This is a genomic window from Persephonella sp. (assembly GCF_027023985.1).
GTDB lineage: Bacteria > Aquificota > Aquificia > Aquificales > Hydrogenothermaceae > Persephonella_A.
This window is the reverse complement of the sequence record NZ_JALVTW010000015.1, coordinates 88,633-113,459: the sequence shown is the minus strand read 5'-3', so window position 1 is coordinate 113,459 and position 24,827 is coordinate 88,633. Positions and strand designations below refer to the sequence as shown.

The 24,827-nt window shown below is 33.2% G+C and carries 20 protein-coding genes; 4 read left to right on the top strand and 16 right to left on the bottom strand.

Translation table 11 applies throughout. The annotated features are described in order from the left end of the window. Positions 1-147: 147 nt before the first annotated feature. The 8 genes from topA to MVE07_RS04400 all read right to left on the bottom strand — a co-directional run bounded on the left by topA (position 148) and on the right by MVE07_RS04400 (position 10,172). Entirely contained in the window at positions 148-2,184 is a 2,037-nt protein-coding gene (gene topA / locus MVE07_RS04435; protein WP_297454554.1) for a type I DNA topoisomerase, read from the bottom strand. Continuing rightward, a complete protein-coding gene (gene queC, locus MVE07_RS04430) occupies positions 2,185-2,865 on the bottom strand; it encodes a 7-cyano-7-deazaguanine synthase QueC (RefSeq protein WP_297454551.1) in 681 nt (226 codons plus the stop codon). 1 nt (position 2,866) lies between these two features. Beyond that, positions 2,867-3,982, bottom strand: a complete 1,116-nt coding sequence (prfB, locus tag MVE07_RS04425; RefSeq protein ID WP_297454548.1) for a peptide chain release factor 2 — start codon at positions 3,980-3,982, stop codon at positions 2,867-2,869. A 57-nt stretch (positions 3,983-4,039) separates the two neighbouring features. Beyond that, the gene (locus MVE07_RS04420) at positions 4,040-4,417 is read right to left on the bottom strand and encodes a hypothetical protein (RefSeq protein ID WP_297454545.1); all 378 of its coding nucleotides are present in this window, start codon (positions 4,415-4,417) and stop codon (positions 4,040-4,042) included. Between the two features lie 35 nt (positions 4,418-4,452). Further along, positions 4,453-6,471 (bottom strand): glycosyltransferase, encoded by a 2,019-nt coding sequence (locus tag MVE07_RS04415; RefSeq protein ID WP_297454542.1) that lies wholly within the window; start codon positions 6,469-6,471, stop codon positions 4,453-4,455. 24 nt (positions 6,472-6,495) lie between these two features. Continuing rightward, the gene (locus MVE07_RS04410; protein ID WP_297454540.1) at positions 6,496-7,650 is read right to left on the bottom strand and encodes an SAM-dependent methyltransferase; all 1,155 of its coding nucleotides are present in this window, start codon (positions 7,648-7,650) and stop codon (positions 6,496-6,498) included. A 73-nt stretch (positions 7,651-7,723) separates the two neighbouring features. Then, positions 7,724-8,425 carry an NADH-quinone oxidoreductase subunit I gene (locus MVE07_RS04405; protein WP_297454536.1) on the bottom strand — a complete coding sequence of 234 codons (702 nt, stop codon included), beginning with the start codon at positions 8,423-8,425 and terminating at the stop codon, positions 7,724-7,726. A gap of 10 nt (positions 8,426-8,435) precedes the next feature. Beyond that, positions 8,436-10,172: an NADH-quinone oxidoreductase subunit D gene (locus tag MVE07_RS04400; protein WP_297454533.1), complete on the bottom strand. Its 1,737-nt coding sequence runs from the start codon at positions 10,170-10,172 to the stop codon at positions 8,436-8,438. 125 nt (positions 10,173-10,297) lie between these two features. Between MVE07_RS04400 and MVE07_RS04395 the strand changes: the two genes are divergently transcribed. From MVE07_RS04395 to MVE07_RS04380, 4 genes are read left to right on the top strand one after another with little or no spacing between them, the layout of a single operon-like run. Further along, on the top strand, positions 10,298-10,837 hold the full coding sequence (locus tag MVE07_RS04395) for a phosphatidylglycerophosphatase A (protein ID WP_297454529.1): 540 nt from the start codon (positions 10,298-10,300) through the stop codon (positions 10,835-10,837). Then, positions 10,834-11,730 (top strand): L,D-transpeptidase family protein, encoded by an 897-nt coding sequence (locus MVE07_RS04390; protein WP_297454527.1) that lies wholly within the window; start codon positions 10,834-10,836, stop codon positions 11,728-11,730. The genes MVE07_RS04395 and MVE07_RS04390 overlap by 4 nt, the downstream gene beginning before the upstream one ends. A gap of 10 nt (positions 11,731-11,740) precedes the next feature. After that, entirely contained in the window at positions 11,741-12,763 is a 1,023-nt protein-coding gene (purM, locus tag MVE07_RS04385; protein WP_297454524.1) for a phosphoribosylformylglycinamidine cyclo-ligase, read from the top strand. Between the two features lie 4 nt (positions 12,764-12,767). Beyond that, positions 12,768-14,834 carry a DUF547 domain-containing protein gene (locus MVE07_RS04380; protein WP_297454519.1) on the top strand — a complete coding sequence of 689 codons (2,067 nt, stop codon included), beginning with the start codon at positions 12,768-12,770 and terminating at the stop codon, positions 14,832-14,834. Here MVE07_RS04380 and MVE07_RS04375 read toward each other — a convergent pair. The 8 genes from MVE07_RS04375 to purN all read right to left on the bottom strand — a co-directional run bounded on the left by MVE07_RS04375 (position 14,823) and on the right by purN (position 24,802). Then, positions 14,823-17,957, bottom strand: a complete 3,135-nt coding sequence (locus MVE07_RS04375; protein ID WP_297454517.1) for a CusA/CzcA family heavy metal efflux RND transporter — start codon at positions 17,955-17,957, stop codon at positions 14,823-14,825. The two genes, MVE07_RS04380 and MVE07_RS04375, sit on opposite strands and share 12 nt — an antisense overlap. An 11-nt stretch (positions 17,958-17,968) precedes the next feature. Next, positions 17,969-19,156: an efflux RND transporter periplasmic adaptor subunit gene (locus MVE07_RS04370; protein WP_297454514.1), complete on the bottom strand. Its 1,188-nt coding sequence runs from the start codon at positions 19,154-19,156 to the stop codon at positions 17,969-17,971. Next, positions 19,153-20,370, bottom strand: coding sequence for a TolC family protein (locus MVE07_RS04365; protein ID WP_297454509.1), 1,218 nt, complete (start codon positions 20,368-20,370; stop codon positions 19,153-19,155). Before MVE07_RS04365 ends, MVE07_RS04370 begins: the two co-directional genes overlap by 4 nt. Continuing rightward, a complete protein-coding gene (locus MVE07_RS04360) occupies positions 20,370-21,146 on the bottom strand; it encodes a M48 family metalloprotease (RefSeq protein ID WP_297454506.1) in 777 nt (258 codons plus the stop codon). The genes MVE07_RS04365 and MVE07_RS04360 overlap by 1 nt, the downstream gene beginning before the upstream one ends. Beyond that, positions 21,136-21,555 carry a BlaI/MecI/CopY family transcriptional regulator gene (locus tag MVE07_RS04355; protein WP_297454503.1) on the bottom strand — a complete coding sequence of 140 codons (420 nt, stop codon included), beginning with the start codon at positions 21,553-21,555 and terminating at the stop codon, positions 21,136-21,138. Before MVE07_RS04355 ends, MVE07_RS04360 begins: the two co-directional genes overlap by 11 nt. Before the next feature lie 11 nt (positions 21,556-21,566). Continuing rightward, positions 21,567-21,962: a FixH family protein gene (locus tag MVE07_RS04350; protein ID WP_297454500.1), complete on the bottom strand. Its 396-nt coding sequence runs from the start codon at positions 21,960-21,962 to the stop codon at positions 21,567-21,569. A gap of 75 nt (positions 21,963-22,037) precedes the next feature. Continuing rightward, a complete protein-coding gene (locus tag MVE07_RS04345) occupies positions 22,038-23,996 on the bottom strand; it encodes a copper-translocating P-type ATPase (protein ID WP_297454557.1) in 1,959 nt (652 codons plus the stop codon). Positions 23,997-24,154: 158 nt separating this feature from the next. Continuing rightward, positions 24,155-24,802, bottom strand: a complete 648-nt coding sequence (gene purN, locus MVE07_RS04340; RefSeq protein ID WP_297454497.1) for a phosphoribosylglycinamide formyltransferase — start codon at positions 24,800-24,802, stop codon at positions 24,155-24,157. Positions 24,803-24,827: the final 25 nt, after the last annotated feature.

Genomic DNA, 24,827 nt, shown 5'->3' with positions numbered 1-24,827 from the left:
ATTTTATGTTTCTTATTATCTTTTATCGGTTATTATGATAAAAATCCTTCCTACTAAGTGAATATATTTATATATTAATATCACCCTAAGTTAGCATCCCCCTCCCTCCCCTCCATTTCCTGCGGGTCTGCAACAGACCCGCCTTTTTTATTTTTTTCTCATTTTTTTGAAATAACTATCAAGCCATTTTAATGCTTTTTCCGGTTTATCAATCAGGTCTTCTTTTCCGTTTTTAATTAGTATGGCCTTTTGTTTTTCAGAAAGCTGGTAGGTTTTCATAGCTTCTTTTTTTGCTTTGTTTATCCATTTTTTGATTTTCTCTTTATCCTCTAAAACATCTTCCGGCAGTGGAATTCCCGTTTTTTCTGCAAGGGATTTTGCGTAAGCAATCTGTTTTTCTGTTGGTTTTGTTTCTTTGTGCTGATCTATGAATTTTTTCAGCTCCTCTGGGTTGTCCAGTATATCAGATATGTCTTTTCCGTGTTTTTTGGCGAGGTCAAGGGCATAATCAAGCATCTTTTTGGATATTACTGCCTTCTGGGAGGACTGGGTTTTGTCGTATAGCTGTTTTACAAACTCTTTCCAGTCTTTTTTCCTTTGCTCCACGTAATCAAGGAATTCTTCCATTTTTTTTGTAAAATCATAATCCACAACCCAGTGGTATTTTTTGTCCAGATAGTCTATAAGCTCATAGGCTGCCTGTGTAGGCTTAAGAGCATTTCCTTCTTTTACAACATAGCCTCTGTCTTTGATTGTTTTCATAATTGTTGCATAGGTGGAAGGTCTTCCTATTCCCAGTTCCTCAAGCTTTTTAACCAGTGAACCCTCTGTGTATCTTGGAGGGGGTTTTGTCCATTTTTCCTCAAGTTTCTGGTCAACTTTTTTGATTTTTTCTCCTTTTTTTAGTGGTGGAAGTTGCTGGGTTTCCTCTTTGTCTTCTATGTTATAAAGCTTTTTGTATCCGTCAAATTTTAAAACAGAACCGGTTGTTTTAAATCTGTATCCTTTGATATCAAATAAGGCTGTTGTCCTTTCATAAATGGCCTCTTTCATCTGGGAAGCTATTGTTCTCTGGTATATTAGCTTAAGCAATTTGAAATGGTCTTCTGTTAGACCTTTTTCCTGAACAAGTTGTTTTTGTTTTTCCAGAGGAACAAAGTTAGTTATTCTTATTGCCTCATGGGCATCTGCCTGTGTGTTTTTTGATTTGTATTTTTTGGCTCTTGGAGGTAGATATTCCTCCCCGAACTGCTCTTTTATAAACTTCCTGATATTTTTAATTGCTTCATCTGATATTCTGACGCTATCTGTTCTGTGGTATGTAATGAGACCGTTTTCAAATAAATCCTGTGCCAGCATCATTGTTTTTTCAGGGGAAAATCTCAGCTGTGAGTTTGCTGTTTGCTGTAAGACAGAAGTCGTAAATGGTGGTTTTGGAGATTGTTTTACTTGCTTTTTTGTTATATCAACTACTGCTGCGGTATCTTCTGTTTTTATATCATTGAATATTTTCTCTGCTAATTTTTTATCTTCAATTCTTTGTTTTTCATAAAATGCTGTAAAGTTTATGTTGTTTTTTTCTAAAATTGCAGATAGGACATAATAAGGGGTTGGTTTAAATGCCTGAATTTCCCTTTCCCTCTCAACAACCAGTCTGACAGCAGGGGATTGGACTCTTCCTACACTAAACCTTCCGCCTATTTCCTTTGAGGCGACAGGTGATAATATATAACCGACTATTCTGTCTCCCACCCTTCTGCCTAAAAAGGCATCAAACAGGCCAAAATTAGTTTCTTCAAATTTAGGGGCTTTTTTAATTACTTCTTTTATATGTTTTGGAGTGATTTCATGGAATTCTGCCCTTTTAATCTCTTTTGCTTTTTTCTTAAGCTCGTCATACATAAAGTATCCGATGGCATATCCTTCTCTATCCGGGTCAGTTGCTATATAAACCTCTGCATTTTCTGCTAATTTTTTAAGTTCGGAGAGTATTTTTTTATGATTTTTTGATTTTATTACAAATTTTGGTTTAAATGTTTTAAGGTCAACGCCCATTTCTTTCTCTGGTAAGTCTTTAAAGTGACCTATTGTTGCCTTTACAGAATACTCCTTACCTAAAAATTTTTGTATCTCCCTTGCCTTTTTTGGAGATTCTACAATTACAATTTTTTTTGATTTTGCCATTTATTTACCTTCTCTTTTTATTTTCCATGGGTCTGTTAATCCCAGTTCTTCAAATGCTTCTTCCCTTTGCTGACAGGTTGCACATTCGCCACACGGTGGAATAGTGCCTTTATAACAGGAGTAGGTTTTTTCATATGGAACGCTTAACTCTATGCCTGTTTTCAGGACATCGGCTTTTGTCATTCCTAAAAATGGTGTCCAGACGGTTATTCTGTTCTTTTTCTTTGCAACCATTATTGATGAGGCATTTATCGCTGCTTCCGCTGCCGATGCAAATTCTGCTCTGCAATCTGGATACGGGCTATCAACAGAGTGTATTCCTATACCTATTGTTTCTATTTCGTATACATCTGCAAATGAGGCAGCTATTGCAAGAAAGTTTAGATTTCTCATCGGAACTGTTGTTATTGGAGGTTCATCTGGATAGCTTTCTGATGGGATTTCTATATTTTGGTCTGTTAAGGCTGAACCTTCTATTCCTTTTAGGTGTGGAACTTCTACTATAAAATGTTTTTTAACTCCTGCTTCTTTGGCTAACTCTTTTGCAAAATCAAGTTCTACTCTGTGCTTTTGACCGTAATCAAAAGAGATTGCATATACTTCTTTAAATTTTTCTTTTGCAAGCCACAGAAGTGTGGCACTGTCCATTCCACCTGATACAAGGATTATTGCTTTTTCCATACTATTCCTTATGATTTTGTTGATTTGCATTCCATTTTAGATAGCTTTCAATAAATTCATCAAGTTCACCATCCATAACAGCCTGAATATTTCCTGTTTCATGGCCTGTTCTCAGGTCTTTTACCATCTGGTATGGATGGAAAACATAAGATCTAATCTGACTACCCCATGTTATATCCTTTTTCTCACCTTCCAGCTCTTTTTGTTTTTCCTTTTGTTTTTCAAGTTCATATTGATAGAGCTTGGCTTTTAGCATCTGCATTGCTTTTGCCCTGTTTTGTATCTGAGACCTTTCGCTCTGGCAGGATACCGTTATTCCTGTTGGGATATGGACTATTCTAACAGCTGAGTCTGTTGTGTTAACGTGCTGTCCACCTGCTCCTGAGGCTCTGAATGTATCTATTCTCAGGTCTTCCTCTTTAATCTCAACTTTAACATCTTCCCCAATTTCTGGTATTACAGAAACGGCAGAGAAAGATGTATGTCTTCTTTTGTTTGAGTCAAATGGGGAAATTCTTACAAGTCTGTGGACCCCCTGCTCTCCTTTCAGATATCCATAAGCATAAGGACCTTTTATTATAAGGGTTGCACTTTTTATACCTGCAACATCATCAGGCTGATAATCTACCATTTCTATTTCAAAGCCATTTTTTTCTGCCCATCTGAGATACATCCTTAGAAGCATTTCTGTCCAGTCGCAAGCTTCTACACCGCCTGAACCAGCCTGAAGGGTAAGGATTGCATTTTTAAAGTCATACTCTCCAGATAACAAGCTGGCTGTTTCCAGTCTGTCTATTTCTTTTTCAAGAGCTTCAAGTTCTTTTTCTATTTCTTTTTCTGTATCCTCATCATATTCCATTTCAAGAAGCTGGATATACTCATCAATATCTGAAAGTTTTTTATCTACAGATCTAATTTCTTCTAATTTGTTTGCAATTGAGTTCCTCTTACTTGCTATTTCCTGTGCTTTTTTCTGGTCTTCCCAGAAATCAGACTGCCCCATCAGGTTATCAAGCTTGCTGAGTTCCCCTTCTAACTCTTCAGGTTTAAGTATTTCTTTTATATTTTCAAACCTATTTGTAAGCTCTTCTAATTTTTCTTTTAGTTCTATTATCATGGCTCTTTTTTATTTTAATGGTATTTTGCCAATATAATATGGAAAATTATAAAGCTGTCAACCTCTGGGCATATTGAAATAAGTCCATAAGCCGCCTGCTATAACAAAAACAGGTAATATCAAAACAACTGTTATTATAAATCCTGCAACAACTGCTATAACCGTTTTTAATAAATTTTCCCTGAAAAATAGATGGACAAGAATACCCTCAATTAGAAGTCCTATTAATATAGGAAGCCATAACATTCCCGGCTTATAGTATCCTGCATATATCAAAACAGCCCTTGCTGCTCCGATACCAACATATCCAATTAATGTTATTATGAATGCTTTTTTCAGCGTAATACTTCTTATAAGTGCAAGTCTGCCTGCATACCACAGAGAAAAACTACCTATTCCCAAAATAACAATGGACATAAGAAGGGTTTCTAACATACTTTCTCCATTTTGAAGAATTTAGGAATTAATAATTATACATTACTTAGTTTTGATTCAATCTGTTTTAAAAAATGAATTAGTTCTTTGTCAGAGGATATGTTTTTAATATCATTGATAATTGCTTTTAAAGCTTTTTCACGGAAAATTCCTGAATTACTATTAAGGATGGCCTGTAAGAGTTTCAATAAATATTTTATTTTTTCTGTTTCTAAAAATATTAAATGATTTATATTAGAATAAATTTCATACCAGTCTTGAATTATTGGTTTAGAAAGTATAATAAGAGGTAAATCTATTTTCTCCGGTAAATATTTGATAAATAGTGATGGTATCATTTGGGATATATTACTTAATTCCACATTATTTTTTAATAAAATTTTTCTCTTAAATACAAAAGTTTCAGGTATTAAAATATTTCCTTCTGAATAAAACTTCAGGTAATCTTCTATATTTTCAAAAATTGGATTTACTTTTACATTTTGCCCATCAATATAATCACCATAAATAATGGGTGTATCTGATATGGAATAAAATTTAGTTATTGATTCAATGTAATAGGGCATTAAAACATTATCTGGTTTTAAAAGTGCCACATACTTGCCTTTTATGTCAGATTTACTCATGTTTGAGCCATTATTTATTAGTATGTATTTATTCTGTGGAACTAATTTATTTAGTAATTTATCTATTTTTTCTATATTGTTTTTTGTTATTACTATTAGTTCCCAGTTAGAATAAGTTTGTTTTAATAGGGATTTTACAAATACTTTCAAATTTTTGTAGTTATTTTTATCTATGCTTACAAAAATAGATATAATCGGGGGATTTTTATATATAGAAAAAAATCTGCGGAATTTAACAGGGTTTATATACTTAAAAAATCCTTTAAGTAACCCTCTGTAGTATTGATGTTTGTATCTATAGTATAGATAGTGAAGAAATTTTTTAGAAAAGGCTTCCTCAAATCTTTTTAAATTGATTGTATTAATGGTTTTAAACATTAGGTTTATATGCTGTATGTTTTTTTCATAAAAATCTTTATAAAATTTTTCATTTTTTGAAATCATATGTGCAGATGTTATTCCTCTGTTAAACATAATTTTATCAAGGTTTTTTATGTAATTGTGGTAATGGTATGCAATTAAGTCTTCTTTAAATAAAACTATTCCTCCTTTTTGGAAAAATTTATAACCTAATTCGCTATCCTCACCGCCTCTTTTAAGTTCTTCTGAAAAATTTCCAGCTTTTAATACATATTTTTTTCTAATTGATAAGTTATTTGTTACGAAAAAAGCTATATCGTTTATAATTGTTCCATCTTTTAGACAGTTTTGCGAAAAATCAAGACAGTTTTCAACTATAACTTGGCTTTTTTTGTCTTTTATAAAATCAGGATGAAGTAAAAATTTACCTAAAATGGCTATTTTTTCTTTTGAAAATAGAAGCTGATATGTAAGGTGCTTTATAAGTAAGTCTTCGGAGGGGTAAGTATCATCATTAACAAGAAGTAAAAATTCCCCGGAAGCTTTTTCAACACTTATTTTCCTGGCAAGTCCTATATTCCCTTCGGGGATTTTAAGTAGTTTTATATTCTTGTATTCTTTAAAGTCCTCTTCAGATAATAAATCTGAGCCATTTTCAACTATTATTATTTCATATATATCAGGTGAGATATTTTTTTGAGTATTCCAGAGAGAAACAGCTTTTAAAACAACTTCTTTTCTGTTATAAGAGGGAATACATATAGAAATTATTGGTTTTATAAAGTTAGTTGTTTTATGGAATTTTGAAAAAACAATAATATTCTCTTTATCTGTGTTGATGGTCAAAAGTAAATTAAAATTTTGCTTGATATAGTTTTCAAGATTTTTGTCCTGTGTGGAAATTCCAATAATTTTTGCTTTTTGGAATATTCTGTCTATTTGCTGCAAAGTAACAGATTTTGATATATATGCGACCTTTATATCCTCAGATATATTTTCATCTGTTATTTTTTTAATTTCTATATCTTTTGGAACCAAGTTTTTTAAAACTGTTTTTAATAAAACCATAAATTAATATTCGGTTATTGTAAATCAGAGTTTATATCTATCGCTGGCGTAAGGGAGCATTTCAAGTCCTTGAATTTGTGGATTTTCTACATTTTTATGCTGGACTAAAACCTTAAATTTTTCTCCCATTCCTTTTGGAAGAACAAGGGTTTTTAGTCTGTTTAATCGCTCATAAGATTCTATATCATTTTGTTCCTGCAGTTGTGCGAATATATCCATTAACCCCAGATTTGTTAAAAAGTGTGCCTGGTCGGTAAAACCTGTAAAATCTAAGCCTGCAACATGTCCGTAATACTTTAATGCGGAAAAGTTAACGTGGGATGTTATATCCTGCATTCCTACATTTTCATAGAAGTTTTCAGAGTATCTATGCCTGTAATAACATAGGAGTGTTCCCCTCATCCTGTATGGTTTATAAAGCTCTGCAGAAGGATATCCATAATCTATGGTAATTACATATCCTTTTTTTAGTTTTCTGCCTATTTTTTTGATGTAATCTACAGCATCCAGATTTATTTCTGTCTGCATGCCTTCTGGAAGATTAATATTTAACTCCTTTAGATATCTGAGAATATCTTCGTTTGCTTCTTCCAGAACTTCCTTAACTTCATCATTTTCATCAAGGGTTATAAATACTTCATAGATTTTACTTTTTATTTTTCTAATTAGATGAACAGGAAAGGCATCAAACAGTTCATTGGAAAAAATAACACCTGTGATACTTTCATCTTCAAAATCTATTATGTCCTGAACCCATTTTACATTTTCAAATTCTGAGAGTAATTTCTTCTGGGTCTGGATGTGGTATGGAGATTTTTCAATGATTATATATTCGGTTTTTTGGTGGATATCCGGATGATAGGATTTTAGGTAGTTCAGAATATCATAGGCCAGATATCCTTTACCTGCCCCAAGTTCAACAAGCTGGAATTTGTCTGTTTTGAGTTTGTTGTATATTTCTACAAACTGTTTTGCAAGTAGCTCTCCGAAGGCTCTATCAAGCTCAGAAGCTGTAAAAAAGTCTCCAAAACCACCTATTTTTTCCTCAGGTGATGTGTAATATCCCAGTTCCGGATAATAAAGGGCTATATCCATAAAATCCCTAAATGAGATTTTCCCTTCAGATTTTATTCTATCTTTGATTATTGATATAAGCTCTTCTTTTCCTGTGAGTTTCATAAAAGAACCACCAATTAGAAATTAAGGTGAAATATTATAAAGCAAAGAAAGGGGATAGAAAATCCCCTGTTTTTTATTGCTGGTCTGCGTAGTTTGGTCCAAGTTTTGGTGGGTTATTATCCCATGCTTTCGCTCTTGCAGCGTCAGCTTCATCCCAGATTTTCTGCCAGTCTGGCCACTCTGATTTATCGTCGTATTTTTCTTTTCCTCTTCTTGCTATAAAATCATCAGCAATTTTTGAAAGGGTTTCTTTATTTAATACCCATCCTCTTCTTGTATAAGATGACAGGTCATATATATCTGTGTGGATGATACATACTGTTGGGCATGCCAGTGTGCATAGTCCACAGAACATACATTTTGATAAATCCATATCAAACTGGCTTAGAACCTTTAGGCCATGATGTGGATGGTCTTCAGGAACATCAAGTTTTTCTGCTTTGATTATGAAAATTTCAGGAACAGGACATGCAGCCTGACAGAATTTACATGCAATACATCTGGTTTCTCCCATTTCAGGAGGCTTGATTTTCAGCTTTTTGACCCATGCCTGGAAATCATCCTTTTCTGTTCCGTCAACATTTCTAAGACCGTGAACACCTCTAAATCTTGGTGCAGGTTCAACCAGTTCAAAAGGAAAATCCACTGTAATTACTTTTCTAAACAGGTGTTTTATGGTTGTTTTCAGCCCCTTCATAAAATCAAGGAAAAATATTTTCTCAGCTATGGTTTGAGGCTGAACGTTTCTATTTAATCCAACTTTTTTGATCCCCATCTTTAGCCTCCTATCTGTCTGTTTCCCCAACAACCGGGTCAATTGTTGAAAGGATTGTTATAGCATCTGCAATAGGTCTTCCTATCATAAGTTTTGGGAATATCTGCAGGTTATAAAAAGCACCGGATCTAAGTCTAAATCTGTGTGGTTTTATACCATCTTTGGGCATGTATATATATACCCCAAGTTCACCCCTTGGATTATCTGCTCCTGCGTAAACTTCACCTTTGAACAGTTTTGTTCCTCTACCATCTATTGTTATTTTCATCTTTTTATCTTCCGGTTCATAGAAGAATGGGTCATTCTTTGACATCTTTCTCAGTTTTTCAATACACTGTTCAACAATCCTTGCAGACTGTTTCATTTCCTCAATTCTGACCAGATATCTGTCGTAAGAATCTCCTTTTTCTCCAACAGGCACATCAAACTCAACTTCACCGTAAGCATCATATTTGTCTATAATTCTAAGATCATAAGGAACACCGGAAGCTCTTGCCACTGCACCTGTAAGACCGTAATCATAAACATCTTTTTCTGTAATGATTCCGACGTCTATATTTCTTTTGAGCCATATTCTATTTCTTGTGAGAAGTGTTTCATAATCACCTAATCTGGCTGGGAAATCTTTTATAAAATGCTCAATAGCGTCTAAAGCACCGTAAGGTAGGTCTGCGTAAACACCGCCTACCCTAAAGTAGTTTATAGTAAACCTTGCACCTGAGATACCCTCAAATATATCCATTATTTTTTCCCTTTCCCTGAATGTATAGAGGAACATTGTCAGGGCACCCAGGTCAAGGGCATAAGTTCCAAGCCAGAGAAGGTGTGAGTTTATTCTGGAAAGCTCGGCAAGCATAGTTCTGATATATTTTGCTTTTTCAGGAATCTTCTCGTGGATACCGAGGAGTTTTTCTGCTGCAACACATACAGAATGGTTTTCATTCATTGAGGCGATATAGTCCATTCTGTCTGTATAAGGAATTATCTGTTGAACATTCATATTTTCTGCCAGTTTTTCAACACCTCTGTGGAGCTGCCCGATGATGATGTCGCACTCCTGAACATACTCACCTTCCATATCGAATAAAAACCAGATTGTTCCGTGTGTCCCTGGATGGAGAGGACCCCAGTTTAAAACAACCTGGGATTTTTTGTTTGGCATTCTTTTTTTCTGGGTTATTTCAAGGTCTTCAAGTGTCGGCAGGGCTGTATGCATTCTGGAGTAGTTTTGGAGGCCTTCAAGCTGGTCCATTCTCTCTTTTTCGTTAAGAGATGGTAGTTCAACCTCTTCATGTCCCCTTAATGGGAAATCTTTTCTAAGGGGGTGATATGGGTAAGTTTCCCACATAAACATTCTTACCAGATTTTCATGGCCTTCAAATTTTATACCGAACATATCCCAGGCTTCCCTTTCTGCCCATTTGGCACCTGGCCAGATATCTGTCAATGTTGGGAGAGTTTCATCTATAGCCCAGGATTTTACGATTATTCTTTCTTTGTGCTCAGGGGAAAATAGGATTAATACACCCTCAAATCTTGGGTCTGCTTTTACCCCGTGGTCTATAATTGTCCAATCTATGAACATTTTGAAGCTATATTCAGGATCAGATTTGAGGAATTTTAAAAAATCTTTTAGATTTTCTTTTGGGACATTTACAGAGTGAAAACCTTTGTCGTTTTCATTTATCTGGAGGTAATCAAATTTTTCCTTTAACTTGTTTAATTTATCAAGACTTATCCAGGACATATCGCCTCTCCATCCTTTCCAGAATTTTTTTCAAACAGTGTTATAAATTTTAAATCTTAAAAAATTTTTTATCAACTTTATGGTTATAATTACTTAGTTCAAAACTGGTTTTCAGGAGAGGAAAAGTGGAAAAACAGGAAGTTCAGCAGCAGGAAAACACACAAAATCAAACTCCTCAGGAACAGGCTCCAGAAGATTTTAAAACTATGGTTGCTTTCATGCTTGCCACAGGGCTGTTTGTTGGTAAAATTCCTATTGCCCCTGGGACTATTGGAACGCTGGTAGGTATATTCCCAATTCTTATTTACTGGACAAGAGGTGGACAGTATCAGCTGTGGAATGAGATTTTTATAACTCTTGCAGTTTTTCTTATTGGTATATGGGCTTCTACAGTTGTTGTTGAAACATTCAAGGACAAAGACCCTGAGTATGTTGTTATTGATGAGATAGCAGGTTATATGGTCTCAATGATAGGTTTTTATCCTTCATGGCAGCATCTTTTAATAGCTTTTGTTCTTTTTAGAATTTTTGATATCCTCAAACCTCCGCCAATCAAAATGTTTGAAAAACTTCCTTCAGGTTTAGGAGTTATGGCCGATGATATTATTGCAGGGATTTATACCTGGATAATTATGTTTATTCTGGTTAAGTTTTTCGGGATATGAGGTATTTATTAGCATTTTTACTTCTGATATCACTGACTTCAGCTAAAGAGCTTTTATACGGAAACGTTATTTATCTTCCACCTATGGAAAGGGCTATAGTTGTAAGCAAATCAAAACAAAAATTAATTGTAGTTCAATTAAAAAATGGAGTTCCGGAGGTAGTGGATAGTTCTATTGCAATTACAGGCTTTAAATTTGGGGACAAAAGGGAACTTGGAGATATGAAAACTCCTGAGGGTGTTTATTTTCCAAAGTCCTATAAATCAAAAAGTCAACTTCCGGCTGCTTATGGAATAGGTGCTTATCCATTAAATTATCCTAATGCCCTTGATAAATATATTATCCATAGGAATGGGGATGGTATCTGGATACATGCAACAGATAAGGAAAATCCTTTATTCTTCAGCTCAAAGGGATGTGTAATTCTTACAAATAAAGATTTTGCAAAAATATCAGATTATATAAGGATTGGGAAAACTCCTGTTGTTATCCAAGAAAATTTTGTATTGCTTGACGAAAAAAAATACAAACAGCTAAGGAAGGATATAGATAATTTTTTAAATAGATGGAAGAAAACCTTGCTAGATATTTATAAAGGCAAAACAGATGGAATATTTTCCGTTTATTCCCCTTATTTCAAATTTGCAGGTGGGGATATTTTTAACCTGAAGAAACAGTTTAAAAAGGAGTTTTACTCAATAAACAATAATGAACCTTTTGTGCATATACTAAACAAAAAGGCATTTTTAGATAGAAGGAGAAACCAGACTTATTATGTAATTGCCTTTAAGCTTGCTTATCTTTCAGGGGATGAAATAAAGTCAGTAAACAAAGTATTATATTTAATCCGTGATAAAGGACAGCTAAAAATTATTACAGAAGAAAATTTATAGGAGAAGAAAGATGCTCAGTTATAAGGATGCAGGGGTTGATATAGAAAAGGCAGATAAATTTGTCCAGCAGATAAAAGGATTTGTAAAAGAAACATTTAACAAAAATGTTATTACCCCAATAGGTGGATTTGCAGGGGCATATCTGCTGGAAATCGCAAAATATAAAGAACCTGTGATAACCTCTTCAACAGATGGTGTCGGAACAAAGCTGAAAATAGCCCAGATACTTGATAAACACGATACAATCGGTATAGACCTTGTTGCAATGTGTGTTAATGACCTTGTAACTACCACTTCAAAACCTTTATTTTTCCTTGATTATTTTGCCACAGGTAAGTTAAAGCCAGAAGTTGCCGTTGATGTTGTGAAAGGAATAGCAGAGGGTTGCAAACAGGCAGAATGTGCACTGATAGGTGGAGAAACTGCCGAAATGCCAGGGATGTATGATGAAGGAGAATATGACCTTGCAGGATTTGCTGTTGGTGTTGTTGAAAGGGAAAAAATGCTTGATGGTTCAAAAACAGAAGAAGGGGATATCCTGATTGGCATTGCTTCTTCAGGAGTTCACAGTAACGGATATTCCCTTGTCCGAAAACTGATAGAAATGAAAGGCTATTCTTACGATATGTATATAAAAGAGTTTGGTAAAAAACTTGGTGAAGAACTTTTAACACCGACAAAGATATATGTAAAAACTGTTCTGTCCCTTGCCGAAAAAGTTGATATACATGCTATAGCTCATATTACAGGAGGCGGAATTCCAGGTAATCTAATAAGGGTTATAAATGATGGTCTAAAAGCTGTTGTCCAGAAGGGAAGCTGGGAAATATTACCTGTGTTTAAATGGATACAAAAAGAAGGAAATGTTCCTGAAGAAGAGATGTTCAGGACATTTAATATGGGCATAGGCTTAATACTTGTGGTTCCAGCAAAGGAAAAGGATAAAACAGTAGAAATATTGGAGGAACTGGGAGAAAAGTTCTTTGTGATAGGGGAGCTGGCGAAGGGTGAAAAATCCGTTGATATAGTGTAAAGCCATGCCTCTAAAAGAATATATAGATAAAGCAAAACAGATTTTAGATAAAAACTGGACCGGCAAATACACCGTTCCATCCGTCCATCTATACCCTCATCAGTGGAACTGGGATAGTGGCTTTATAGCCATTGGATATTCCAGATATAACTTTGAAAGGGCTGTAAAGGAATTAACCTCTCTGTTTAACGCCCAGTGGAAAAACGGTATGCTTCCACATATTGTTTTTAACCAGAATAATCTGGGCAGATATTTTCCTGAACCTGATTTCTGGCAGGCTGAAAAATCAGGACTTGTTCCAGATGGATTTATGACCTCAGGAATAACACAGCCCCCAATCCATGGATATGCAGTACTGAAAATATATGAAAATGCACCTGATAAGGAAAAAGCAAAGGAATTCCTTCAGTGGATTTATCCAAAACTTATAAAGCTCCATATGTATTTTTATCTTGAGAGAAATCCAGATGACAACGGGCTTATTTATATAAGGCATCCTTGGGAATCTGGAATGGATAATTCTCCAATGTGGGACAGTGTTCTGGAAAAGATAGACCTGTCCAAAGTAAAAGTTCCCTATTTTGAAAGAAAAGATAACAAAATAATAGACCCTAAACATAGGCCAAGGGATGAGGATTACTACAGATACATATATCTGGTTGACCTGTTTAGAAAAAACAACTATCAGGAAGAAAAAATATTCAAAGAATGCCCATTTATAGTTTTTGACCCTATGTTTAACTCTATACTGGCAGCTTCAAATGAGGCTCTGGTAAAAATCGCAGATATTATTGGAGAAGACTATAAAAAGCCGGAAGAGTGGTATTACATGACCACAAAAGCAGTAAGAGATAATCTTTTTAGCAGTGAAAAAAATATTTTCTTTGCTTATGATTATATAGACAAAAGACTAATTGAGGTTGAAACTGCTGCAGGATTTGTTCCGCTTTTTGGTGGAGTTGCTTCAACCCAGCAGGCTTTAAAACTTTTCCATCATCTTAACTCTCTTAATTTCTGCCAGATTGGAGAAAAGAACTGCTTTGCAATTCCAAACTATGACAAAACGAAAAAAGATTTTAAAAGTAATAACTATTGGCGGGGTCCAATCTGGATAAATATAAACTGGTTGATATATCATGGCCTTAAGAGATACGGTTTTAAGCAAAAGGCAGAACACCTTGAAAAAACAATTCTGGAACTGCCTATAAGATTTGGGTTTTATGAGTATTTTGACTGCTTTAAAGGAACAGGATACGGAACAAAGGATTTCTCGTGGAGTGCAGCGTTATTTATAGACCTGATTTATGATTCATTTAAAGAGAAACCTAAAAGTAAAAGGAAATTAAACCAGACCCTTTTAATGAATACCAATGGAAATACCGTTTTGGTTGAAGATACACCACAACTTATACAGGATTTTTCGGACTTTTTCAAAAAAATCATAAGTCAATATGCCAGAAAAGGCTCTGTTGATTATAGAAAAATACAGCTTTCCCCTGAATACAAAATTCTTCAGGCAGTTGTTTCAAAATTTAACCATAAAGATGTAGTTAACCACACAAATGGAAACTTCCAGAAGGCATTTTTGATAAATCTGTATAACTTTATGGTTATTGATTTTGTAATAAAAATGAAAATACAAAACTCGGTTAAGGAGATTGATGGGTTTTTTACAAAACTAAAATACAAAATAGGAAGTAAAGAGTATTCTCTGGATGACATAAAAGCGAAGCTGTTTGAGTTTGGGGATAAAAGGGTGCCGTTTGCCCTTGTTAAAGGAACTGCATCTTCCTCGGCACTTAGGTTTGTTGATAGCAAACAGATAGAAAAAATCCTTGACCAGATAGCATCTGATTTTGTAAATAGCCCAGAGGTTATAGTTGTTCCTGAAAAACAGAAAGTTCTGATATCAGAGTTTTTCAAATGGAATAATGAATATTTCCCATCAAATAAGGATATATTTGATTTTATTGCAGCGTATATCTCAGACGATAAAAAAAGAGAATTCCTCCAGAATAATCAAAATATCAATATTAGATATATATCTTACGACTGGAATTTAAACAAGTAATTTTTTCTTCTTTAGTTCTAATTTTTTTGTAATCCCGTATATAGATGGAATTATTATCAAGGTAAGAACAGCAGAAGAAACGACACCTCCTATCATTGGCGCAGCTATTCTTTGCATAACTTCAGAGCCAACTCCGGAAATATACATTAAAGGAATTAAGCCTGCTAAAATAGCAAAAACGGTCATCATTTTTGGTCTGACTCTTAAGACAGCTCCTTCGTAAATGGCTTGTTTAAATTGTTTATTATCTATTTTCCCATATATATAGATATATTTTTTTACCGCTTCTTCAAGATAGATAATCATAACAATTGCTGTTTCCGCTGCTACACCAAGTAAAGCTAAAAATCCAATTACAACAGCTATACTCATATTGAAGTTCAGATAATCTATATACCACAGTCCACCTAAAGCTGCAAAAGGAAGTGAAAGCATTACTATTAAAGTATTCTTTATTTCTTTAAAGGTTATGTAAACGAGAAGGAATATAATCAGAATGGTAAGAGGAATTATAAATCTAAGCTTTTCTTTTGCATGTTCTAAATATTGACTTTGTCCTGACCATTCAATAAAGTATCCTGGAGGTATATTTATTTTGTTAAGAACTTTCTTTGCCTTTTGGACATAATCTTCGGGACTAACATTAGGCTGAGGAGTTATATATATGAAAACTACTTCCATTCCTTTTTCTGATTTTATTACAGATGGGGCTTCTGTGTAATATACATCTGCTATATCCTTGAGTAGGATACCTTTATTTAAAGGGGTTGTAATGACTATATTTTTAATGGTTTCAATATTTTTTCTGTAATCATACGGAAATCTTAGAAGAATAGGATATCTTTCAAGTCCTTTGTAAAATGTAGAAATAGGTATTCCTCCTATAGCAGTTTGTATAACTGTTTCTACATCTTCAGTGGTAAGGCCATATCTTGCCAATTTGTCTTTTTTAATATCTATTATTAAATAATATCCCTGTGCCACCCTATCGGCGAAAACAGACAGACTTTCTGGCATTTTTTGTAGTTCTTTTTCTATTTCGGTAGCAACTTCCTGTAATTTGGACAGATTATCTCCATAAAGTTTTATTCCAAGAGGAGTTCTTATTCCTGTTAAAAGCATATCAATCCTTCCTCTGATTGGATACGTCCAGCTATTTGTGAGTCCTAGAACTTTTAATTTTTCCTCCATTTCATTCATTAGTCTTTCATAGGTCATACCGGAACGCCAATATTCCCTTGGTTTAAAAGTGATTATTGTTTCTATCATTGATAAGGGTGCCGGGTCTGTTGCTGTTTCTGCTCTTCCTGCCTTTCCAAAAACAGTATCAACTTCAGGGAAGGAAGCTATTATTTTGTCGGTTAATTGTGTTATTTTCCTCGCTTCATCTGCAGAAATACCGGGAGGAGTCACAGGCATATACATAAATGTTTGTTCGTTTAACATTGGCATAAATTCCCAGGAAAGCTTTTTGTATAGAGGATATGTAGTTCCTATGGCAATAATTGTTAGAAAAACAATCAGGTATTTTATTTTTAAAGCTAATTTAATAAACGGAGTGTAAATTTTTATTAATATCCAGTTTAAAGGGTTTTTGTTTTCTGGAATTATATTCCCTTTAATGAACCAGACCATAAGGATAGGAACCAACGTAATTGCTAAAAATGAAGCTGCAAGCATAGCAAATGTTTTTGTATAGGCGAGAGGTTTAAATAAAAGACCTTCCTGTCCTGTAAGTGCAAAAACTGGCAAGAAAGAAACAACTATAATTAAAAGTGCAAAAAATATAGGTTTACCAACTTGTTTTGAGGAATTTATTATAGCTTCTATTCTATCTTTTTCTGTTATCTTTCCTTTTTCTTCTTTTGTCTTTTCTATATGTTTATGGGCATTTTCTACCATAACTATTGCACCATCAACCATTGCTCCGATAGCTATGGCTATTCCTCCAAGGGACATAATATTTGAGGTAATTCCAAGGAATTTCATAAGTAAAAAAGATATTAAAACACCAAGTGGTAGAGTTATTATGATGACAAGGGCACTTCTAAAATGAAACAGGAATAAACCTACAATGACAAGGACAATTAAACTTTCTTCAAATAATGCCCTCTTTAATGTAGATATTGCTTTCTCAATAAGTTCAGAACGGTCATATGTGGTGATTATATTAATATCTTTAGGAATACTATTTTTTATTTCTTCTATTTTTTTCTTAATTCTCTGTATAACATCATATGCATTTTCTCCAAAGCGCATAATAACAATTCCACCGACAACTTCGCCTAATCCATTTAAATCTGCTAAGCCTCTCCTTTGCATTGGAACAAGTTCAACCTTTGCAATGTCCCCTATTCTTATTGGAATACCGTTTTTATCAGTTCTGATTGTTATATTTTTTATTTCATTAAGACTTTTTATATATCCAGATCCTTGAATTATATATTCAAAACCGTTGTGTTCTATTATTCTTCCACCGGTATCGTTGTTATTTTGTTTTATGGCTCTTAAAATATCTCTAAGGGAGAGATTGTATATTCTAAGTTTTTGGGGGTCTATAGTTATCTGGTATCCTTTTACAAATCCTCCGATAGATGCAACTTCTGCTACTCCATCAACACCTAAGAGGGTATATCTTAAATACCAGTCCTGAAGAGTTCTAAGCTGCCATAAATTTCTTTTATCTGAGTAAAGTGCATACTCAAATACCCAGCCTACACCGGTTGCATCTGGTCCTAAAGTAATCTGGGCAGTTTTGGGAAGTTTGTCTTTAATCTGGGATAAATATTCTAAAACTCTGCTCCTTGCCCAATAGATGTCTGTTCCTTCCTTGAAAATCACATAAACAGCTGAAGTTTCAAAAGACGATATACCTCTGACAGTTTCTATATTTGGTGCTGATAAAAGGGTTGAAACTATAGGGTATGTTATCTGATCCTCTATTACAGATGGAGATTGACCAGCCCATTTTGTAAATATGATTACCTGTGGAGGAGATAAATCTGGAATTGCATCTACAGGTGTTTTTTTTAAAGCCCATATTGAAGCTCCAGTGATTATCAGAACTAAGGAAAGAACAATTAATTTGTTTTTTACTGACCATTCTATTATTTTTTCAATCATTTTTTACCTCTTTAATGGTGATGCATCATAGGCATAGATTTATTGTCTTTTTTGTATTTGCCTTTTAGCTGTGCATCTGCATCAAGAAGGAAAAGTGCAGAATTAGCAACGACCATACCTTCATGAACACCTTCTAAAATTTCGTAATAACCATCTACATATCTTCCAACTTTTACAAAAATAGGTTCAAATACTCCTTTTTCTTTTTGCCAGAAAACAATATGCCTTGTCCCTGTATCTAAAACTGCTGTATCTGGTAATGCAAGAACTTTTCCAAGGGGAATGTTTATTTTTACTTTAGAATACATTCCTGGTAAAAATTTATAGTCTTTATTGTTGATAACTATGCGAACATCTCTGGTTCTGTTTTGAAAATCCATCATTGGGTATAAATAATCTATTTTCCCTTTATATACTTTTTGTGGATACGCATCAAAATATATATCTACAATTTGTCCTTCTTTTATGTAAGGAAGGTCTTTTTCATAAATTTTGGCAATAAGCCATAGATCTTTATGTTTTGCTATTCTGAAAAGTGGTTGTCCTGCTTTAACCTGTGAACCTAAGTAAATAAATTTTTCCATTATCCATCCGTCATAAGGCGAGTATAAAGTCATAGTTTTAAATACTTTTCTCGTTTTCTTTAATTTTTCTATTTGTCTGTCGGTTATATCCCAGTATTTAAGCCTTTTGTAAGTTGCTTTATAAAAATCTTTTGCGGATTTCTTTAATACTGGGTCATTTGAGTTTTTCATTTTTATATAGTAGTCCCATGCCCTCAAAAATTCTTCCTGTGCAGACACTAATTGAGGACTGTATATTCTTACTAATGGTTGACCTTTTTGAACATATTTTCCTGTGAAGTCTGCATAAAGTTTTTCAACATAGCCATCAATTTTAAAAGTTATATCCTTTATATCTGTTTCCGGATGGGTTAAATCTGCATAAGTTTCTATTTTTTTGATAAGTTCCATTCTTTTTACAGTGGTTGTATCTGTATTTAAAAGTTGTTCAACTGTTAGGTTGGAAATTGGATTAGGTCTGGGTTTAGGTAATTGAGCAGACTTTATAGTTTTATTTTCTTTATACAAGATTCTTTCAATGTTAATTTTGTCAGAAATTTTAAAAGTAAAGCCTATGATAACTCCTATGGTTATTGAGATAGTAATCAATAAAGCTATTAGAATTTTCCTTTTCATTTTATTTCTCCGGTTAATTTTTCTATATTTTTATAGGAGATATTAAAATTTGCGATAAGCTCCACTAGTTTGATTTTTACATCAAGTATTTGATTTAACGCTTTTACCACATCAAAAATATTTTTCTTTCCAACCTGATATTCTGAGATAACACTTTCATAAACTTTCTGGGATTGGAACAGCAAATATCCATCAAAAATCTTATAGCTGTCATAATAAGAGTTTGCATTATAGAAACTCTCTTCTAATTGAGAGATGATTTTATTTTTAACATCTTTATATAATCTTTCTTCTTTAGATTTAAAATAGGCCATTTCAAGAACTTTTTTATTCTGCCTATATTTTTTCCATACAGGAAGATTAAAACTGACTCCAAGAGATACATAATCTTTAAATCCCTGTCTATATGAATAATTTGCAAAAAATTTGAAGTCGGGTTTATACTCAGATTTTGCAAGTTTAAGTTCTTTGTTCCTTTTGTCTATTCTTGCTTTAAATATTTTTATTTGAGGATTTTTTTGAAGAACTAATTTTTTCAAGTTTTCAAGGTCTTTTAATTCATATGGCTTTATGGGATATATAGTGATATTTTTTACATTAAAAGATGTGTAATAGCTAAGTTTAGAAAGAATCGCTTGTTTTTCTTTAATAAGTTTTTCTTCTCTTTCTTTTAGCTTTGTGTAAAATACCTGTGCATTTAAAGCATCTGCCTGAGATACTTTACCAACACTATATAAAGTATTGGAAAATTCTATGAGATGTTTTGCTACTTTCTCATATTCCTTAATAATTTTTAGTTTTTCTTCAATTTCCCAATATTTAAAGGCATTTTTGTAAATGCTATAAATCATTTCCAGTTTTAGGTTTTTTAAATAAAAATATTTTTTGTTGTAGATTTTACTTATTACTTCTTTTCTTAAGTTTAATTTTTTAAGCCATGGGATTTCCTGGGATATTCCTATATTTATAGTTTGCATAGGTTCTAAATCTCTTATAAATGGTTTGTAAGAGAACTGTATATCATTTATTGAAAAGCTTATTATAGGGTCATCTAAACTTGAGACAAAAATCTCTCTTTCTTTATAAGCTTTAAGTTCATTTTGAATAGCTTTTAGTTTTGGATTTTGTTGTAATGCCTTACTTATTATTTCATCAATATTTTTTGCAAAAACTACATTATATAGTAGTAATATCCAAAAAATATATTTCTTCATCACATTATCCCGCAGAAACAAGTTTTATAAATAAATGAGAAAAATAAAATACAAAGCAAGGTTATAATTAACAAATTGGCTATTATAGGGATACCTATTTTTTTATTTTCAAGGAGGACCTTCAGTCTTTCTTCCGTAAAATTGCTCATCATTGGTTGATAAGAATTTGATGTTTTTATTTTAAGTAAAGATTTTGCCAGCTGTAGATTATTTATAAAATTCAAGGCATACTTATCAGCTTTAGTTTCAAGATTGAGAATGTAACTTTTTGTTAATCTATTTTTTATAAAGTTGGGAAAAAGAGAAAGCATTAAACTGGATAACAACATTTTATAGCTATCTTTATTAATTAAATGTCCTTTTTCATGTAGGAAAATACTTTTTTTATCTTCTTTTGATAAGTTTTTAAGAATTGTATGCGATATGACAATCTTATTTAAATAGTTGAAAGCAATATCCTGTTGAGTATCAATAATAACAATATTTTTGTATTCTTTAATTTTTAGTAGGTTTATATATTTTTTTAGCTCGTGAAATCTTAAAGTTTCATGAAGTCCGACGTATAAAGTTTTGGTTATAAATGCAGACATTAATAGGAACAAAACTATAAAAACGAATATATGGATATGATTTATTAGATATTCCTTTAGATTCATTACCTTAAAGCAATGAACAGCATCTATTAACCATAACTGGACATTTTTTAATAAAAACAAATAAATGCTTAAATAAATTGTCCCTATAAGTAATATGAACAATGTGTATTTATCTCTCATTTTCTTTCTCTTCAATCAGTTTTTTTAGCTTTTCAATCTCTTCTTTAGAAAGGTTTTCCACAATACCTTCAAAAGCTGCAATGGCAAGTGAAGGATTTGTTTTGGTAAGGTCTTTCACAACTTTTTTCGCTATCATTTTTTCAAACTCTTCTTTTGTTATAACAGGGTAGTATCTGTAACCTTTTCCTTCTTTCTCTCTTTTAAGAATGCCTTTTTTGTAAAGTCTGTCAAGTATAGTCATTATGGTTGTGTGTGCAAATTTGTCTTTCAGGGCTTTTTTTACTTCTGAAACTGTAGCGTTTCCTTTTTTCCACAAAACATCCATTACTTTTTCTTCTAAGTCTCCAAAGGGAGAAGGTTTGTTTCTTTTGAATTTTAAAGCCTTAAATCCTTTTTTAAAAAACTCCATTTTTTCACCTCCTATAGATTAAATCCAAACTTAAACTCTACTTTTTCTTTTCCCTTTTCCGCTTTTATTGTTATCTGCCATGTCCCTCCCATAGAAAGATTTACATTTGATTCATAGTAAGAACCTTTTTCTTCTACAGGATAATCAAAACTCATTTCAGGCATTCCAGGCATTGGAGGCATATATCCGTTTACTGAAACTTTTGCACCTGTCAAAGGTTTTCCATCAGGGGTGTAAATCTCTATTCTCCATATATTAATCCCAACATGAGGAGGCTGGTCAGATATTATTACTGCCTTGTATCCTCCTGAAGAGAGTTCTTCCTTAAATGCCTCTTTTTTCTGACAAGAAAATACCAGAATAGAGAATATAATTGATAAAATCGGCAAATAGATTAATTTCTTCATTTCTTTAACCTCTTTTACTATCTTTTATAGTATTACTATCTATTATAGTAATAAGTAAAAATTAGAATTGCAAGTTTAAATTTTGCTGTATCTTCTGAGAGTTTGGCTGTTTAGTGCTACGATAACAGTGCTTATTGACATAAGAAGTGCTCCAACTGCTGGTTGAATAACGATTCCATAACTGTATAAAATTCCTGCTGCCAATGGGATAGCTACTATGTTGTATCCCGCAGCCCACCACAGATTTTGAACCATTTTTGAATATGTGATTTTTGAAAGTTTAATAATTTTTGAAACATCTAAAGGATTACTTTTCACAAGTATAATATCTGCACTTTCTATTGCAACATCAGTTCCAGCTCCAATTGCTATTCCAACATCTGCAGTAACAAGGGCAGGTGCGTCATTTATTCCGTCACCAACCATTGCCACTTTATAACCTTTTTCCTGTAAGCTTTTTACTTTTTCCGCTTTCTGGTGGGGTAGAACCTGTGCAAAATATTCATCAATTCCTATCTGTCTTGATACAGCTTTTGCAACTTCTTCAGCATCTCCTGTCAGCATAAAAACTTTTATCCCCATTTCTTTTAGCTTTTTAACTGCTTCGTAACTTTCAGGTTTTATTTTGTCTGCAAGGGCAAAAACTCCAGCAAGTTTCCCATCTATAACCACAAAAATTACCGTTTTTCCTTCTTTTTGAAGTTGTTTTATTTTTTCATCTTCTGTGTTTATTTTTAGTTCTTCCATAAGTTTTGGACTTCCAACATAAATTTCTTTTCCTTCTATTACTGCAAAAGCCCCTTTTCCTGGGATAGTTTTGTATGTTTCCACTTCAGGAAAGTTTATTCCTTTTTCCTTTCCATATTCCACAATAGCTTTAGCAATAATATGTTCAGAATTTTTTTCAACTGCCCCAGTTAATCTCAAAAGTTCATTTTCATCAATGTAAGAAACAACATCTGTAACACCGAATTTTCCTTCTGTTAAAGTCCCTGTTTTATCAAAGATAACGGCTGCTAAATCTTTAGATTGTTCAAATGCCTTTCTATCTCTGATTAGAATTCCATTTTTTGCAGTAATAGAAGTTGATAAAGCTACCACAAGTGGAACAGCCAAGCCTAAAGCGTGAGGACAGGCAATTACTAAAACGGTTACTGCCCTTTCTATCGCAAAATCAGGTTTACCGTAAAACAGCCATATAATATAGGTGATTGTTCCTGTAATGATAGCCACATAAAACAAAAGTGCTGCTGCTTTATTTGCTAAATCTTGAGTCTTAGATTTGCTTTCTTGTGCCTGTTTTACAAGTTTGATAACCTGAGAAAGATATGTTTCTTCTCCTGTTTTTTCTACTTTCATTTTTAAAATGCTATCTGTATTAATTGAACCTCCTATAACTTTATTACCTTTTTTCTTTAAAACCGGTTTTGATTCGCCTGTTAAAAGAGATTCATTTACATAACTTTCACCTTCAACAACAATCCCATCAGATGGTATTTTCTCTCCAGGTTTTACAAGAACTATATCCCCTTTCTTTAATTGTGAAACTGGAATATCAACTATATCCCCGTCTTTTATTAAATGGGCTGTTGTTGGCATTATTTTTACAAGTTCTTCTAAAGCTCTTGAAGCTCCTAAAACGCTTTTGGCTTCTATCCAGTGTCCAAGAATCATTACATCAATAAGTGTGGCAAGCTCCCAGAAAAAGTCCTTTCCAAAGCCTGATACTACTGTAAATGCAGAATAAAAGAATGCCACAGAAATAGCAGTTCCTATAAGCGTCATCATTCCTGGCTGTTTATTTTTTAGCTCATTAACAAGTCCTTTTAAAAAAGGATATCCACCGTAAAAATATATAAATGAAGACAATCCTAACAGTATCCATTTTTGATAAGGAATAGATATTTCAAATCCAAACCATTTTTGAATCATTTCTGAAAGCAGCAGAACAGGAATTGTTAATATGGTTGAAATAAAGAATCTTCTTTTGAAATCTTTTATATGATGGGTATGACCTGTATGAGTATTATGCATGTTGTGCCTTGAGATATGTTTATTTTTTAGATGTTTATCATGTGCGGTTTCCATAACTAATCCTCTTATTGAAATTATTTTTAATATGGATATTTGTAAGTTATGATGTTTAAATACAAAAGTCAACTACTTTATGTAGTAGAAAAATAGGAAAGGGTTTAAAAATCCTCTAAAGCTGGATTTACAGGAATTGTGCCGTATTTGGCATCTTTAACAATAACCTTTCTTCCTTCTATTTTCACCCTTCCTTCAGAAATCCATTTAATTGCCTGTGGATAGATTCTGTGTTCAAACTTAAGAATTTTTTCAGAAAGAGTTTCTTCTGTATCTTCTGGAGTTATTGGGACAACTGCCTGAACTATAACCGGCCCTGTATCCAGTTCTTTAGATACAAAATGGACAGTGCAACCGGAAAACTTAGCTCCGTATTCTATTGCCTGTTTTTGTGCTTTGAGTCCTGTAAAAGCCGGAGTTAGAGATGGATGGATATTTATAAGTTTTCCTTCAAATGCATCAATAAATTCATCCGATAGTATCCTCATATAACCTGCCAAAACAACAAGCTGTGGATTTTCTTTTTTAATTCTATTTATTAAGTGCCTGTCATACTCAAGCCTGCTATCAAATTTAGAAGGGTTATGAAACTCTGCAGGGATGCCGTATTCCCTTGCTATTTCTAATCCCCTTGCATCTTTTTTATTTGATATAACTAATTTTATTTTTCCCTGTATCTTGCCGGTCTTATATGCTTTTGCTATAGCTTCTAAATTTGAGCCTCTTCCGGAAATTAAAACAACTATATCCATTTAAACCCTTCTAATTTTAGTTTGA

What these genes read in the sequence shown, in the direction of transcription:
- topA (WP_297454554.1), bottom strand. Translation starts at nt 2,184, where the DNA reads ATGGCAAAATCAAAAAAAATTGTAATTGTAGAATCTCCAAAAAAGGCA.
- queC (WP_297454551.1), bottom strand. Translation starts at nt 2,865, where the DNA reads ATGGAAAAAGCAATAATCCTTGTATCAGGTGGAATGGACAGTGCCACA.
- prfB (WP_297454548.1), bottom strand. Translation starts at nt 3,982, where the DNA reads ATGATAATAGAACTAAAAGAAAAATTAGAAGAGCTTACAAATAGGTTT.
- MVE07_RS04420 (WP_297454545.1), bottom strand. Translation starts at nt 4,417, where the DNA reads ATGTTAGAAACCCTTCTTATGTCCATTGTTATTTTGGGAATAGGTAGT.
- MVE07_RS04415 (WP_297454542.1), bottom strand. Translation starts at nt 6,471, where the DNA reads ATGGTTTTATTAAAAACAGTTTTAAAAAACTTGGTTCCAAAAGATATA.
- MVE07_RS04410 (WP_297454540.1), bottom strand. Translation starts at nt 7,650, where the DNA reads ATGAAACTCACAGGAAAAGAAGAGCTTATATCAATAATCAAAGATAGA.
- MVE07_RS04405 (WP_297454536.1), bottom strand. Translation starts at nt 8,425, where the DNA reads ATGGGGATCAAAAAAGTTGGATTAAATAGAAACGTTCAGCCTCAAACC.
- MVE07_RS04400 (WP_297454533.1), bottom strand. Translation starts at nt 10,172, where the DNA reads ATGTCCTGGATAAGTCTTGATAAATTAAACAAGTTAAAGGAAAAATTT.
- MVE07_RS04390 (WP_297454527.1), top strand. Translation starts at nt 10,834, where the DNA reads ATGAGGTATTTATTAGCATTTTTACTTCTGATATCACTGACTTCAGCT.
- purM (WP_297454524.1), top strand. Translation starts at nt 11,741, where the DNA reads ATGCTCAGTTATAAGGATGCAGGGGTTGATATAGAAAAGGCAGATAAA.
- MVE07_RS04380 (WP_297454519.1), top strand. Translation starts at nt 12,768, where the DNA reads ATGCCTCTAAAAGAATATATAGATAAAGCAAAACAGATTTTAGATAAA.
- MVE07_RS04375 (WP_297454517.1), bottom strand. Translation starts at nt 17,957, where the DNA reads ATGATTGAAAAAATAATAGAATGGTCAGTAAAAAACAAATTAATTGTT.
- MVE07_RS04370 (WP_297454514.1), bottom strand. Translation starts at nt 19,156, where the DNA reads ATGAAAAGGAAAATTCTAATAGCTTTATTGATTACTATCTCAATAACC.
- MVE07_RS04365 (WP_297454509.1), bottom strand. Translation starts at nt 20,370, where the DNA reads ATGAAGAAATATATTTTTTGGATATTACTACTATATAATGTAGTTTTT.
- MVE07_RS04360 (WP_297454506.1), bottom strand. Translation starts at nt 21,146, where the DNA reads ATGAGAGATAAATACACATTGTTCATATTACTTATAGGGACAATTTAT.
- MVE07_RS04355 (WP_297454503.1), bottom strand. Translation starts at nt 21,555, where the DNA reads ATGGAGTTTTTTAAAAAAGGATTTAAGGCTTTAAAATTCAAAAGAAAC.
- MVE07_RS04350 (WP_297454500.1), bottom strand. Translation starts at nt 21,962, where the DNA reads ATGAAGAAATTAATCTATTTGCCGATTTTATCAATTATATTCTCTATT.
- MVE07_RS04345 (WP_297454557.1), bottom strand. Translation starts at nt 23,996, where the DNA reads ATGCATAATACTCATACAGGTCATACCCATCATATAAAAGATTTCAAA.
- purN (WP_297454497.1), bottom strand. Translation starts at nt 24,802, where the DNA reads ATGGATATAGTTGTTTTAATTTCCGGAAGAGGCTCAAATTTAGAAGCT.